The organism is Bradyrhizobium sp. AUGA SZCCT0158 (genome assembly GCF_018130065.1).
Lineage (GTDB): Bacteria > Pseudomonadota > Alphaproteobacteria > Rhizobiales > Xanthobacteraceae > Bradyrhizobium.
Window position 1 is genome coordinate 343,301 of the sequence record NZ_JAFCME010000003.1, and the last position, 13,773, is coordinate 357,073.

At 62.5% G+C, this 13,773-nt stretch carries 12 protein-coding genes, 1 tRNA gene and 2 pseudogenes; 5 read left to right on the top strand and 10 right to left on the bottom strand.

Going from position 1 to position 13,773, the window contains the following annotated elements:
• Positions 1-8 precede the first annotated feature (8 nt).
• Complete coding sequence (locus JQ574_RS06425) at positions 9-251, bottom strand: hypothetical protein (RefSeq protein WP_211998296.1); 243 nt, start codon at positions 249-251, stop codon at positions 9-11.
• Between the two features lie 292 nt (positions 252-543).
• Here JQ574_RS06425 and JQ574_RS06430 point away from each other — a divergent pair, with 292 nt between their 5' ends.
• Complete coding sequence (locus JQ574_RS06430) at positions 544-1,506, top strand: alpha/beta hydrolase (protein ID WP_212209731.1); 963 nt, start codon at positions 544-546, stop codon at positions 1,504-1,506.
• Between the two features lie 112 nt (positions 1,507-1,618).
• Complete coding sequence (locus JQ574_RS06435; protein ID WP_212383398.1) at positions 1,619-2,902, top strand: serine hydrolase; 1,284 nt, start codon at positions 1,619-1,621, stop codon at positions 2,900-2,902.
• A gap of 108 nt (positions 2,903-3,010) precedes the next feature.
• Here JQ574_RS06435 and JQ574_RS06440 read toward each other — a convergent pair whose 3' ends face one another.
• Positions 3,011-4,693, bottom strand: coding sequence for a methyl-accepting chemotaxis protein (locus JQ574_RS06440; RefSeq protein ID WP_212209733.1), 1,683 nt, complete (start codon positions 4,691-4,693; stop codon positions 3,011-3,013).
• A 216-nt stretch (positions 4,694-4,909) separates the two neighbouring features.
• The gene (locus JQ574_RS06445; RefSeq protein WP_212209734.1) at positions 4,910-5,890 is read right to left on the bottom strand and encodes a LysR family transcriptional regulator; all 981 of its coding nucleotides are present in this window, start codon (positions 5,888-5,890) and stop codon (positions 4,910-4,912) included.
• 132 nt (positions 5,891-6,022) lie between these two features.
• On the opposite strand from JQ574_RS06445, the gene JQ574_RS06450 reads away from it, so the two are divergent.
• Positions 6,023-6,604 (top strand): YybH family protein, encoded by a 582-nt coding sequence (locus tag JQ574_RS06450; protein ID WP_249119141.1) that lies wholly within the window; start codon positions 6,023-6,025, stop codon positions 6,602-6,604.
• A gap of 183 nt (positions 6,605-6,787) precedes the next feature.
• On the opposite strand, the pseudogene JQ574_RS06455 reads toward JQ574_RS06450, so the two are convergent.
• A pseudogene (locus JQ574_RS06455) lies at positions 6,788-7,640 on the bottom strand (LysR family transcriptional regulator).
• 178 nt (positions 7,641-7,818) lie between these two features.
• Here JQ574_RS06455 and JQ574_RS06460 point away from each other — a divergent pair.
• Positions 7,819-8,280 (top strand): annotated as a pseudogene (locus JQ574_RS06460) (amino acid ABC transporter substrate-binding protein); the annotation flags it as partial.
• 165 nt (positions 8,281-8,445) lie between these two features.
• Positions 8,446-9,009, top strand: a complete 564-nt coding sequence (locus JQ574_RS06465) for a putative glycolipid-binding domain-containing protein (protein WP_212209736.1) — start codon at positions 8,446-8,448, stop codon at positions 9,007-9,009.
• A 54-nt stretch (positions 9,010-9,063) separates the two neighbouring features.
• On the opposite strand, the gene JQ574_RS06470 is transcribed toward JQ574_RS06465, so the two are convergent.
• The 6 genes from JQ574_RS06470 to JQ574_RS06495 all read right to left on the bottom strand — a co-directional run bounded on the left by JQ574_RS06470 (position 9,064) and on the right by JQ574_RS06495 (position 13,563).
• Positions 9,064-9,140: transfer RNA gene (locus tag JQ574_RS06470), tRNA-Arg, on the bottom strand.
• Positions 9,141-9,259: 119 nt separating this feature from the next.
• Positions 9,260-10,813: a heme peroxidase family protein gene (locus tag JQ574_RS06475; protein ID WP_212383400.1), complete on the bottom strand. Its 1,554-nt coding sequence runs from the start codon at positions 10,811-10,813 to the stop codon at positions 9,260-9,262.
• 189 nt (positions 10,814-11,002) lie between these two features.
• Positions 11,003-11,272 carry a hypothetical protein gene (locus JQ574_RS06480; RefSeq protein ID WP_212209738.1) on the bottom strand — a complete coding sequence of 90 codons (270 nt, stop codon included), beginning with the start codon at positions 11,270-11,272 and terminating at the stop codon, positions 11,003-11,005.
• A gap of 219 nt (positions 11,273-11,491) precedes the next feature.
• A complete protein-coding gene (locus tag JQ574_RS06485; RefSeq protein ID WP_212209739.1) occupies positions 11,492-12,460 on the bottom strand; it encodes a tripartite tricarboxylate transporter substrate binding protein in 969 nt (322 codons plus the stop codon).
• Positions 12,461-12,506: 46 nt separating this feature from the next.
• Positions 12,507-12,878 carry a cupin domain-containing protein gene (locus tag JQ574_RS06490; RefSeq protein ID WP_212209740.1) on the bottom strand — a complete coding sequence of 124 codons (372 nt, stop codon included), beginning with the start codon at positions 12,876-12,878 and terminating at the stop codon, positions 12,507-12,509.
• A gap of 46 nt (positions 12,879-12,924) precedes the next feature.
• Entirely contained in the window at positions 12,925-13,563 is a 639-nt protein-coding gene (locus JQ574_RS06495) for an RraA family protein (RefSeq protein WP_212209741.1), read from the bottom strand.
• Positions 13,564-13,773 lie beyond the last annotated feature (210 nt).

The following is a 13,773-nucleotide window of genomic DNA, read 5'->3' on the forward strand; positions in this document are numbered from 1 at the left end:
TGAAGCGCTTATCTGGAGACCACCAGCCGCAACCGCGGCTTGATCGTCTCGTCGAGTTCGGCCTTGAGCTCGTGCACGCGCGGATCGTCGGAACGCGCGGCACACACCGAGTATTGGTTGACCGAACGCACCAGCGCGCGTCGCTCATCGGCCCGTTTCGTCACCTGCGGGCTGGAGAGCCTCAGAACCATTTGCCCGAGTTGCACCAGCACTTCGTCGATCGCACGGTCTATCGCGGCAACTTCCTTCATCGCGCACCTCCTTCCCAAGGAGCAATGAACGGCCCGACCGGCCGTTCCCTGCGCTCCGCCGGTACGGATAATCAGGAGTAAACGAGGAACCAGCCTACCAAGCGACGCGCAAATTCTGCTTGATGGAATTCTTCGCAATTTAGCAAACTCGGCGGCATTCCCCGCTCGATGTTGCGTCGCCAAAGATGAGCGGGCGCAGCAGCGCGGCATCCTCGAGCCATGCGGCAAACCTAATTGCGGCAGCTTTGCGCGCGACCTAAGGTGCGGCCCTGTCCAACGCGAGGCATTCTACATGGTTACGCCGCTCGATCCCGTCATCGCCCAGATCATTCCGCTGTTGCCGCTGCGCGACCCCACGACGATGACGCCGCAGAGCGCGCGCGATGCGCTTCGCGCGCTGGCGGATGCCCGTGCCGCGGTGCCGCCGCCTCCGGTCGCCAGCGCAGAAAACACCAAGGTCAAGGGTGCTGCCGGTTTCCTCGCCGCGCGGGTCTATCGCAACACAGACGAAAAATCGCCGACGGTGGTGTTCTTCCATGGCGGCGGCTGGGTCGCCGGCGATCTCGAAACCCATGACCGGCAAGCGCGCCTGCTTGCGATCGAGACCAGCGCCGTCGTCATTTCAGTCGACTACCGGCGGCCGCCCGAGGTGCGCTTTCCCGGCGCCTTCGAGGACGCGTTCGCTGCCTTGAGGGACATCGTCGAACGCATCGCCGAGTTCGGCGGCGACATCAAGCGCGTCGGCGTCGCCGGTGACAGCGCCGGCGGCAATCTGGCGGCGGTGACCGCAATCGCCTGCCGCGACGCCGGCATCAAGCTCGCAGCGCAATTGCTGGTCTATCCCGTCACCGATGTTTTCGGCAATTTCGCGGATATCAAAGAGAACGCGCGCTTTCCCTCCCGCACTGAAAACGCCGAGGGCTATTTCCTGTCGCGCGCCGTCATGGAATGGTTCTGCGGTCATTATCTCGAGAGCGCCGCCGACGGCGCCGATTGGCGCGTCTCGCCGCTACGCGCAAGAAGCCTCGCCGGGCTCGCGCCGGCGATCGTCACCACGGCATGGTTCGATCCGCTCCGCGACGAGGGCAAGGCCTATGCGGATGCGCTCATCGCCGCCGGCGTCGCCACCAAATACTATGACGGCCCAGGCCTGATCCACGGCTATTTCGGGCTCGGAGAAGCCTCCGAGGCAGCTAAATGCGAAGCGCAACGCGCCCGCGCCGATTTCAAGGCGCTGCTTGAGCAGGGCGTATAGACACAGCGGGCCTTGTCAGCGCCATCGAGCTAAGCAACTATCCCGCATCATCGGGCCACCGTCAGTGCGGCCGGGGCGTTCGGACGTCAAGATCCGACCAGGGGGGATAGAAATGCTCGCATCCATCCGCTTGCGCGGCGTTGCCGTCGCCGCATTGTTGCTCGCGACCGTCTCCGTCGCATTCGCCGAAGGCCCCATCATCGCCAAACCGGAGGAGACGGGTTTCTCGAGCGCAGGGCTCGCGCGCATCGATGCCTATCTCAATAACGAAATTGCCACGGAGAAGATTCCGGGCGCGATCATGATGATCCAGCGCAACGGCAAGACCGCCTATTTCAACAGTTTTGGCGTTCGCGATCCCGGCACCAAGGCGCCGATGACGCCGGACACCATTTTCCGCATCTATTCGATGACGAAGCCGATCACCACGGTGGCGGCGGTGATGCTGGTCGAGGAAGGCAAGCTGCAGCTCGATGAGCCCGTGTCCAAATACATCCCGGCTTTCGCTGACGTGAAGGTTGGCGTCGAGAAGAAGGGCGAGGACGGCAAGATCGGACTCGATCTGGTCGCTCCCAGGCGACCGATGACGATCCAGGATTTGATGCGCCACACCTCCGGCCTGACCTACGGTGTCTTCGGCGATGGCGCCGTCAAGAAGCTCTATCGCGAGGCAAACTTGTTCGAGGGCGATCCTGACAACGCCCTGTTTGCCGAACGTCTGGCCAAATTGCCGCTGGTCTATCAACCGGGCTCGACATGGGAATACAGCCAGTCGACCGATATCCTCGGCCGCGTGATTGAGGTGGTCTCCGGAAAATCGCTCTTTCAGTTCATGAAGGAGCGCCTGTTCGACCCGCTCGGCATGACCAATACGAGCTTTTTCGTCACCGATGCGGCCAAACAATCGCTGGTGGCCGAACCGTTTCCGAGCGACCGCAAGATCGGTCCCGGTGCGGAAATGGGCGACCCGCGCGTCGCCCGCAAGTTTGAGGCCGGCGGTGCCGGCCTGGTTTCAACCATCGGCGATTATTCGCGCTTCGCCGCGATGCTGGTCAATGGCGGCACGCTCGACGGTAAGCGATATCTCAGCCCGAAGACGGTCGCCTATATGGGCTCGAACCATATCGGGCCGGGATCGGGCGTGACTCCCGGACCCGCCTATTCGCCGGGACCCGGTTTCGGATTCGGGCTCGGCTTCGCCGTCCGCATCGACGCTGGCGTCAGTCCGATCGAGGGATCGGTCGGCGAGATGAACTGGTCAGGCGCTGGCGGGACGACTTTCTGGGTCGATCCGAAGGAAAACATGTTCGCTGTCTTCATGTCGCAGACGGTCATGCACCGCGGCAGGCTTCGCATCGCTCTGAAAAATATCGTATACGGCGCTTTCGAAAAATAGCGATTTATCGAGCGACCGCAGAACGCTGCTTGGGCAGGGCGCATGGACGCCCTGCCCTTGAGCCTGAACTAGAGCTGCGGTCCTGATTCAGCCGAACCGTACCCGCGCCTATGCCGCCCGCACGCCGGCCAGGAAGCTCGACACTTCGTCCTGCAGTGCCTTCAGCTTGCGGCCGAGCCGGTCGCTGGACTCCAGCACCCTGTGCGCCTTGGCGCCGGTTTCCGTCGTCGCCGCGGTCACGTCCGAGATGTTCTGCGAGACCTGATTGGTGCCGGCGGCGGCCTTCTGCACGCTGGACGCAATTTCCTGCGTGGCCGCGCCCTGCTGCTCGACAGCGGCCGCGATCGAGGACGAAATCTCGTTCACTTCCATGATCGTCGAGCGAATGCTCTGGATGTTTTCGACCACCTGCTGGGTCTCGGCCTGAATGGCGTTGATCTGCGCGCTGATCTCTTCCGTCGCCTTGGCGGTCTGGCTGGCGAGCGACTTGACCTCGCTGGCGACCACCGCAAAGCCCTTGCCCGCCTCGCCGGCGCGCGCCGCTTCGATGGTGGCGTTGAGCGCCAGCAGATTGGTTTGGGACGCGATGTCGTTGATCAGGCCGATCACTTCGCCGATCTTGTGGGCGGCAGTCGCGAGGCCCTGAACGGTTTCGTTGGTGCGCTGGCCGTCGGCGGCAGCCTTGTCGGCGATCTGGGCGGCGTGACCGACGCGCTGGGTGATCTCGGAAATCGACGCGGAAAGCTCTTCGGCGGCCGACGCCACCGTCTGCACGTTCGACGACGCCTCCTGGGAAGCCATCGCCACCGCCTTGGAGCGGTCGCTCGCCTGGCTGGCCGTATGGGACATCCCTTGCGCGGTGCCCTGCATTTCGCTCGCATCCTTGATGACGTCGCCGACGACGGCCTGGACGCTGGCTTCGAACTTGCTGGCGAGATCCATCATCGATTTGCGCTTCTCGGCATCGGCATCGGTCTTCAGCTGGGCCTGCTCGGCGTGCATCTTGGTCACCGCCTCGGCATTGTCCTTGAAGACGCGCAGCGATTTGGCGAGCGCACCGACCTCATCCTTGCGCTGCGTATAGGGCACCTCGAAAGCGGTATCGCCGGACGCCAGCCGGTCGGTCAGGTTGGTGATGGTCGTGAGCGGCCGCGTCACGCTGCGGCCAATGAAGAACGAGCTGATCAGCACCAGCGCGAACACGGCCAGACACACCAGCGCGAACATCTGGGCGGTTTGCCGGAACACCGCATCGACGTCGTCGAGATAGATGCCGGTGCCGATGATCCAGCCCCAGGGCGCGAAGCCCTTCACATAGGAAATCTTCGGCACCGGTTGGTCGAAGCCGGGTTTCGGCCACAGATAGCTGTAGAAGCCGGCGCCCTTCGACTTCACGACGTCGACGAATCCGATGAACAGCCGGTTGCCGTTCGGATCCTTCATCTCTCCGAGATCCTTGCCGTCAAGCTCGGCCCTGATCGGATGCATGATCATCTTCGGCGACATGTCGTTGATCCAGAAATACTCGACTTTGTCGTAGCGCAGGCTTTTGATTTCCTGGATCGCCGCCTTCTGCGCGTCGTCGCGCGACAGCTTTCCGTCGGTTTCGAGCTTCTGATAATGGGTCAGGATTCCATTTCCGATGTCGACCATCTGCTGCGTCTTGACCTGACGGTCCGACATCATCTGCGCGCGCATGGTGTAGAGCGCGATCGGAGCCATCACGACCATGCCGGCGAGACTGAGACCAATCATGACGGCAAGCTTGAAGCTGATGCGGGAAAAGAACATCGGGTCAAATCCTGGGCCTGGGATGGGAAAACGACTGTCTCAATATAGCCGGGACTTGTTAGCGAACTTTTAAGCATGCACTGGGCGGCGGCAGGGACTCGGTTGTATTGATATTGTTGAGCTTTGTAGTCGCCCTGGAACACCTGAGTACCCGGCCGGCGTTACCGTCTCGCGCAGGCAGCCAGGTGTGAGGGGGCGTGTTTTCGCGCCGATCGCTCAAATGGAGTGCTTTGGCTTGCGTGTACCGGGCGTTTTGGGCGTCTTGATCTGGTCGAGCGCCGCGACAAGCCAGGCAACGCCCGCATCCATCATTGCAACCCTTGGGAGAACCGCGTTGATGGCGAAGTGGGGCAGCGCGATCGGCGCCTTGACAGCGACGATTCCAAAGCGCGGACCATGCATCTCGACGAACCGTCGCGGCAACGCCGAGATCAGATCGGTTTCAGCGAGCACGCCGAGGGCAAAGGTGAAGTTCGGCACCGTCAATGCGACACGGCGCGACAATCCTTGCCGGGCGAGTTCGACATCGACGAAGCCATAAGCATCTCCGGTATGCGAGACGACGAGATGCTGCATCTCGCAGTAACTCCGCAGGCTGGATGCTTTCCGGAAGCGGTGCCCCGCACGTGCCGCGATGACAAACTCTTCCTGATAGAGCGTTTGCTTGTGGAAGCGCACCGGCACATCGTCGAACGGGATCACGGCGATATCCATGCCGCGCGCTTCGAGATCGGCCAGCGCTTCCTTCCAGGCGAGGTCGGGCGTGGGCTGGCCCTGCGTCGGCAGAATCTGGCGGATGCCGATATCGATTCCCGGGGCTGTTTTCCGTAACGCTTCGAGCAATGGCGGCAGGAACACCGCCGACGTTCCGTCCGGCGCGCCGACGACGAAGCGGCGCGCCGATCGCGCCGGATCGAACGGCGCGCTGCTCGACACCACGCCCCGGATGCGGGTCAGGATTTCGGCAACGGGCGCCGCGAGTTCGCTGGCCCGCGCAGTCGGCACCACGCCCTTGGGCGTCCTGAGAAACAAGGGATCGTCAAGCAGTTTACGCAGGCGTCCGAGGCCATGGCTGACCGCCGATGGCGACAGGTTGAGCCGCTCGGCGGATCGCCCGGCGTGGCGCTCCTCCATCAGGATTTCGAACAGCACCAGCAGGTTCAGGTCGGCCCTGGATAGATCAATTTTGTTCATCATATCGGTGAAACCATATCATTTTATTCATCTGTGATGAAGTGGCAAATGCACTCCGCCGGACGTCCTGGATCCGGCCGAAATCAAATCGGGAGTGCTCACATGTTCGGATTCTTGCGCAGGACACGACGGCCATTGGACCAAGGTAAACCTACTGCCTGCCCGCTCGCCGGCATGTCGAGGCGCGCGGCGATAACGGCCGCGCTGACGGCATCCCTGTCGTTCCGGCCGTCGGGATGCCTGGCCAATTCAGCCGCCAGCGCGGGAAACCCGCCCGTTGAGCTGGTCCAGCGCACCGAAGCGCAAGCGGTCGCCTTCATGCGCGGCGAGATGGAGCAATGGTCTCGCATGATCCGCATCGCCGATGACTTCACGCTGATGCAGCCGTTCGGCGGCCCGGCCAGCCGCGGCTTCGATGCCAGCCCCGAACGTCTGGTACAGCTCGCCAAATACTTCAAAAATGGCGACGCGAAACTCGAACTGGTGCAGAGCTACGCATCCGACGGCCTGGTGGTTCTCGTGATGATCGAGCGCCAGCATGGCGAGGTCGGCGGCCTGCCCGATCAGGACTGGTCACTCCGCGTCACTCAGGTCTATCGCAAGCAAGGTTCGGAATGGCAGCTGGTCCATCGCCATGCCGATCCGCTGGTCCGTCACGTCGGCCTGGAGACGGCCGCAGCCATCGCCCGCGGCGCGCGGCTCGGCGAAAGGTCCTGAGGCCGTGGTGTCTTCAGGCGGCGCGGACCAAGACTCAGGAACTGGCCGACCTCGCGCTTGAGCCGACTGCTTTCGCCGGAGAGCGACTTGGCCGCAGCGATCACCTGGGAAGAAGCCGATCCGGTCTCGCAGCACGCATGCTGCTGGCGCCGCAACACGAAAATGCGGATCGTCAGCCACCGATCAACCCTGTAGCTGGCGCGAGAAATCGCAGGTAGTCCGCGCGAGTTCGGCGACACCAGCGGTGAAGGCGCTGGGGCGGTCGTGGCGATGCATCGCGACGTAGGGAATCGCCGGCAGCTCCGGATCGGTCCGGATGATCCTGAGCTTCCCCTCAGCGACAAGTGGCTTGAAGCATTGCAGCGGCAGATATGTCACGCCGAGGCCAGCGACGGTCAGTCCGAGCAACGCGATCAGACTGTCGCTGGAAAACAGGCGGGGAAGCATTGCACCTTCAGACTTCAGCCACTTGCTCACCCAAAGGCCGGTGCCCGATCGGTTTCCCTGGACCAGTATCGTGTACTCAGCCAACTCCGCGATCGAGAGCTTGCGCCGCGTACGTACGAGCTTTGGACTTCCCATCCACACGTTTCGGTTCTGGGCTAGCTCGACCGCGGTGATGTGTGCATCAGAAAACGCTTCTGGAATGATGATGACGTCGAGCCTGTCTTCCTGGAGCCGATCAGAGATCGCGGCTCATATCGACCTCGGTCTCGATCGTGACCCTTGGATATTTCGCGCGCAGACTCGCGATGAGGCGCGGAAGCCACGTCAGGGCAGTCAGTTCGGTTATGCCGAGCCGAAGCCGACGTACCGGTATCTCGTTTCCGTCTTTCAGATGAAGCACGCGTTGCTGCAACGCCAGCATTTCCTGCGCGAGCGCGAGCAGCTGCTCGCCCTGCTCGGTCAGGCGGGCGCTCCGCTGGCTCCGGTCGAACAACGGCGTGCCGGCAACGAGTTCGAGCTCTTGAATGCGTTTCGAGATGGCTGACTGGGTGGTGTTCAGCGGCGCGTTCGAACGTCCCGAGCCGCGCAATCCAATACAGTGCTTCGACCTGCTTCAGACTGAACATGCGTTCCCCGTTTCGATCTAGCCATCGCGCGAGAGCTGAACCGCGGCCATGCGCGCCGCTCCCCAGGAGCGTTTCGGTCGCGCGCTCCATTCATTCTTCCATGGAATGAATTTACATTCGATAATATCACTTTTTTATCGTGTCGTTGCGATCTCAGGCTCGACCAATATGGTGCAGCTCACCCAGGCCAGCAGCGCACGAAACCTCGGCGTTGCGGTGCTGGTCGCCAAGGACCAGGCGGAGGCGTTTCTGATGCTGGAGACCGGCCGCGCCGCCGCCTACGTCCTCGATGACGTGCAACTCGCCGTCGCGATCGCGCGGTCAAAAGACCCGTCGGCCTACATCATCAGCGAGGAGGCTTTTTCGAAGGCCTAACCCTACGGAATCATGCTGCGCAAGGACGATGCGCCGTTCAAGACCGTGGCGGATCGCGCGACTGCGAACCTGTACCGCAGCCCCGAGATCGAGGTGATCTACAAGAAGTGGTTCGAATCGCCGGTGCCGCCGAACGGCCTCAATTTCCGCAATCCGATGCCTAAGGTTTTGCGGAGCGCATTCGCAAATCCGTCGGACAGCGCGGACCCGGCAAGCTACGAGCGCTGAGGGCGCGAATGGCCAAGGGCGGCTGATGTTGCAAGGAACCAGCTGAACCTTCAGAGATCGCCGACAGCCCCTCCTCGAACACGTGTGCGTGTTCGATCCGCGGCGGCGTAACGCATGATCCTTGCCCCCGTAGGATAAAGGCTGGGGAAAGCAAGGAGACTTGCCATGAGCACATCCGTGCTGTTTTGGCGCCGGACCGATATCGAGGGCCTCGAGCGCCTGGAACTGGCAATCGAGCCTGACCGGATCACGGCCACCGCCACCACGATCTGCCTCGACGCCGGCGGCTATCGCATCGATCACCGCTGGCGGCTCGATCCCGGATGGCACGCGCTGACCGTCACCGTGGAGCGCTGGAACGCGCAAGGCCATGGTCTGCTGCATCTGGAACGCGCCGGAACCGGCTGGCGGGTCGATGGTGTGCTGCGGCCGGACCTCGAAGGGGCCGAGGAGCCGGACCTGTCGATCACGCCATTCTGCAACAGCTTCCCGATCCGCAGGACGCCCCTTGGCGCCGGAGAAAGCCTGCCGCTTGATACCGCCTTCATCGATGGCCCGGCGCTGGCGGTGGCGCGGTCGCGCCAGCGCTACGACCGGCAAGGCCCCGAACGGCTACGCTACGTCGATCTTGGGCTGTCGCTCGGCTTTGAAGCCGATCTGGTGGTCGACGAGAACGGACTGGTGCTGCATTACGAGCACCTGTTCGAGCGCGTTCCGCCGACCGCCTGACATGCGCGCGTCGCGAAACGCCGTCTTTAATTTGCGTTGCTGGATTCTGAAAACTGGCGATCCCGGCATGACTCGAACATGCGACCTACGGTTTAGGAAACCGTCGCTCTATCCGGCTGAGCTACGGGACCGCGAACCCGCTGAATCGGGCGGGTATCGCGATTCCATACCAGAGCGGAAGCCTGATCGCCAGCCTGCGATTGCGCCGTGATTTACAACGCAATCGCAGGATTGATCGGTGATTTTACCGCTACACCGTCGAAATGCCGTCGATCGGGCTGACATCGCCGACGAACCGCAGCAAATCGGCCATGGTGAAATCGCCCGGCGTCTTCGAAGGCAGCGTCGGCTTCCAGTTCTTGCCCTTGAGCCACAGATACGACTGGCGGTCGCCATGCACGAGGCCGACGAAGACTTCGGCGATGATCGTGGCGCCGACCGGTCCGAGTTTTTCGCCGCCGCCGCGTTGCTCGGCCTCTTTCAGGATGTAGTACCAGAGCGGGGTATGCTCGTGCAGGCCATGCTTCTTGGCCACCGCGCCGTCGGTGCCCTTGGCGATCTCGGCCGAAGTCAGCGGGTTTTTGATCCGCATCGCCTTGGCGACATCCTGTCCCGACGGCAATCCGAGCAGCACGCCGCGCTTCAAATTGCGGAACGGCAGGCTGCCGCCGCCGCCCGGCAGCGTATGCAGTTGCGGCACCACGAACGGATCGAGCTTGCGGGAGGGATTGAGCCTGACGTCAGCGGGATTGGTGGCCAGCCCTTCAAAGTAGCGCCGCCAGTCGATGATCCAGTTGCTGGACAGCAGTGGCAGCGGTAGCGGCGGGGTCGGCGGATTGGGCGCGAGATCGCCGATGATGCCGCCGGACAGTCCCGTGAACTTGAACAGCAGGTCGAGCGTGGCCGGGATTCCGCCGCCGCCGGGCGTGAAGATGCGGTTGTGGCTGTAGACCTCGCGCACCATGCTGTGGCCGATCCGGTAGGCGGCCGCGGAAAACTCGACCGGCATGTAGGGCGTCTTCCTGAAGCGGTAGAAGCGGCGGCCCTGCTCGAGGATTTTTGCGACGATGCCTTTTTCGGTGATGCGCTCGACGAAATCGTGCAGCACCATCCACTGATAGTGCCAGGTCACGATCTGGCGTGCCTCCGCAAAGATCTCGCCGACCGGCGTTCCCTTCGCCGCCAGCTGATCGCACACCTTGTTGTGGAATTTCAGCATCGCCAGATGCGTCTGCGCAACGACGAGGTTTTCATCATTGCGGTGATCGCCGATCAGCGCAAAGCCTTCGGGACTGCGCGGCAGATCGTTGCGAAGATCGCCGGTCACGCCACCGAGCGGCACGTTGATGGTCTTGCCGATCAGGAGTTTCGGACCCGGCCTCTTGCCGTCGAGGTCGCCGGGATTGCGCGCGTAAAGCTGCCGGCTGCCATCCGGACCGAGACCATAGACGTTGTCCAGATCGAGCGCCGGCGTGCGGAAATTTTCCACCGCGTTGGGATCGGCCTCCTTGTCGCCGAATGAGGTCAGATCGAGCGTGATGTCGTGATCGACGAACTGCCCGAGATAGGTGAAGCCGGCCGGCACCTTGGTGTTGTTCCCGGCGGGGTCGCCGGGGTTCGGGTCTTTCATCGCGTCGGCGAGTTCCTGCAGCGGCTTGTCATCGACCGCCAGCGGATCGAGGGTCGGAAACATCCGACCGAACATGCCGGGATCGTCGTGCCCGGAAAGCGTATCGAGAAATTGCCTTGTCGGATGACGGCCAGCTTTGCCATGGCCGGGCTGGACATTCACTTCTGTTGCCATCACGTTTCTCCAATCAGGAAAATGCTGCGAGGAGAGGGGCGCCAGTTGAGTCGTCTCAGTTCCTTAAAATGCGATTCGAAATTTCAGCATTGCCCCTCTGGGTGAGTGACAACAGCTATAATCCCATAGATTGTGGCTGATTGTTGCGTGGTTCACACTTCGCCGCGAAGTTTGCTGCGTCAATAGCGCTCAGGTGATTTCGAACTCTTTGCGGATTTCGGCGTCGGTGTAGAAGCAGATGCCGCCGTCGAGATCGTGGACCAGCCACTCTCCGAGATAGACGATCTGCGCGCCGCTCCGTCGCTCGTGTCGAAGCTCGAGTTGCCCGTCGTCGCCGCGTTGAAGCGAGCAGCTCGACTGCACCCAGTTCGGCCATTCGTACAGCGGCTGCCCGGTGAACTGCCAGGCGATCAATGCCGTATTGCTGGGACGGGGCTTCAACGTGAGTGTGCTGTTCACAACGATCTCCGAAACGGTGACTTTCGTAGTCGGACAACGCGCGGAAGCCATAAAGGTTGGCGCGGTTCCCGGAACTTCGCCACGAGTCGACCGCTTTTCCTATGCGTCTTTGGGATAGTCCGGGATCATACGGGCACGTTGCGGCAGCCGCCGCAGCCGCCCCTGCCAGGCGGGCCGCCGGATCGCGTCCCGAAAAATCAGGAAGATGAATACCGGGCCTTACGCCTTGATGTTGTTCTCGCGCACGACCTTGCCCCAGGCGCTGACCTGCTTGGCGAAGAACGTGCCGAAATCCTTGGCGTCGGCCAGCAGCAGCGTCATTTGCTGCGTTTCGCGCAGCTGCGCCGCGACCGCGGGCTCGCTCAGAATTTCGCGGACCGGCTTTGCGAGGCCATCGATGACATCAGGCGGCGTACCCTTGGGCGCAAAAATGCCCCACCAGGCCAGCGTCTCGGAATCGGGGTAGCCGGCTTCGATTCCCGTCTGCGTGTCCGGGAGCGATGGCATCCGCTCGCGCCCCAGCTGCAGGATGGGGCGAAGCGTATTGGTCCCCAACTGCGCCATGATCAGCGCCGCCGATCCCGCGATCAGGTCGACGTGTCCGCCGAGCACGTCGTTCATGGCCGGTCCGCCGCCGCGATACGGCACATGCGTGATCTCCACGCCGGCCTGCTTGGCGAGCATCGTCATCGCCAGATGGCCGAGGGTGCCGATGCCGACGGAGGCGTATTTGATCGAGCCGGGTTCTTTCTTCGACGCTGCAACGACATCGGCAAAATTCTTGAACGGCCGGCTCGCGTTCGCCGCGATCACATAGGGCGCGGTGCCGACGAGGAACACCGGCACCAGATCCTGCTCGACGTCGACCTGCGGCTTTTCGAGGATGGCCGGGATCACCGCATGCGAATCGAAGGTCACCAGAAACGACGATCCGTCCGGCGGGCTTTTCGCGACCTGCGTCGCGCCAAGCGAACCGGCGGCGCCCGACTTGTTCTCCACCAGTACGATACGGCCGAGCTTGGTCTGCAAATGAGACTGCAGCAGCCGCGCCAGCGCGTCGGTGGAGCCTCCCGGCGGGAATGGCACCACCAGCGTCAAGTTCTTCGCCGATTGTGCCAAGGCCAGCGACGGCGCGAAAGTGAATGCGGCCGACGCCGCCAGCATCGACCGTCTCGTGATCTTCTTCATTTCTCTCCCCCTGATTATTGCTGCGTTTGTTTTTTGTTTCGCAGAGCTATTGATTACCGAAACCCGATCCCGGCTTTTTGTACTCCGGCCGCGGCGGGCTGAAGATATCGAGCACGCGGGCACCGTCCGGCCCGGCGCGCATGGTGTGCGGCACGTTTCCCGGCGTGCGCCAGAAATCGCCCTTCTTCACCGCGATCTCCTCTTCGCCCTGTACGCGGATGGCCGAACCCTCGAGCAGCACGCCCCATTGCTCCTCGGGGTGATGATGCAGGGTGCCTTGCGAATGCGGCGCCAGCGTCACCACCGACAGCATGGCCTGCTCGCCGGCGAAAATGCGCGTGGTGAGACCCGGCGCGAGATCGCGAAACAGGCCGTCATCCGGGTTGTCCAGATTGTGAAACTCGTCCCTCTGACTCATCGTCGCTTCCCCAACGTCAGTTGTCCCAATGTCCGTTGCGTCTCGATCATGATTTGCCGTAGGAGCCCTGATAGCGCCCTTCGCGGATCGCTACCAACGTTTCCTCTTCTCGCCTGGTCTGGGCGCGCACCGCCTCGAGCAACGAAGGTGCGATCGCGGCCGGAAAGGACACCACGCCGTCCTCGTCTCCCACCACGATATCACCCGGCGATATCACCGACCCGCCGATCGAGACCGGCACGTTGATCTCGCCGGGGCCGCTCTTGTAGGGGCCGCGATGAATGACCGAACGGGCAAAGCACGGAAAGTCGGACGCGGCGAACGCGGCAACGTCACGGATCGCGCCGTCGATCACATAGCCGGCAGCGCCGCGATACTCAGCGATGTTCTTCATGATCTCGCCGACCAGCGCCCGGCTCTCGTCGCCGCCGCCATCGACCACGATCACGTCGCCGGGTCCAACCAGTTCGAGCGCCTTGTGAATGGCCAGATTGTCGCCCGGCCGGGTGCGGACGGTAAAGGCAACGCCCACGAGCCTGCCGCTGCGATGGAACGGCCGCAACCCCACGGCGCCCGGCAGCCGGGCAAGGTTGTCGCTGATGATCGACGTCGAGGCGCTCCTGAATGCCTCGATCAACTCAGACGCCGGCTTTGGCACGCTATCCATGGCAATGGTGACGCTCATGCAGTTGGTTTCCCCTGATGCTTCTTCTTGTTCGCGGACATCTTTGATAGCGCCAAACTCAGGCAATCAAATACCTTTTTGCACAGATTGGTATGCCCAAATTCTATTCCATTGGGCTGTATCGGAATCGACATCGCAGGAGATCGCCGAAAAATCGGGCGGCCGGTCGAGCGGATTTTCATCAGATGTGAACTCGCCCTTCATTGGTGC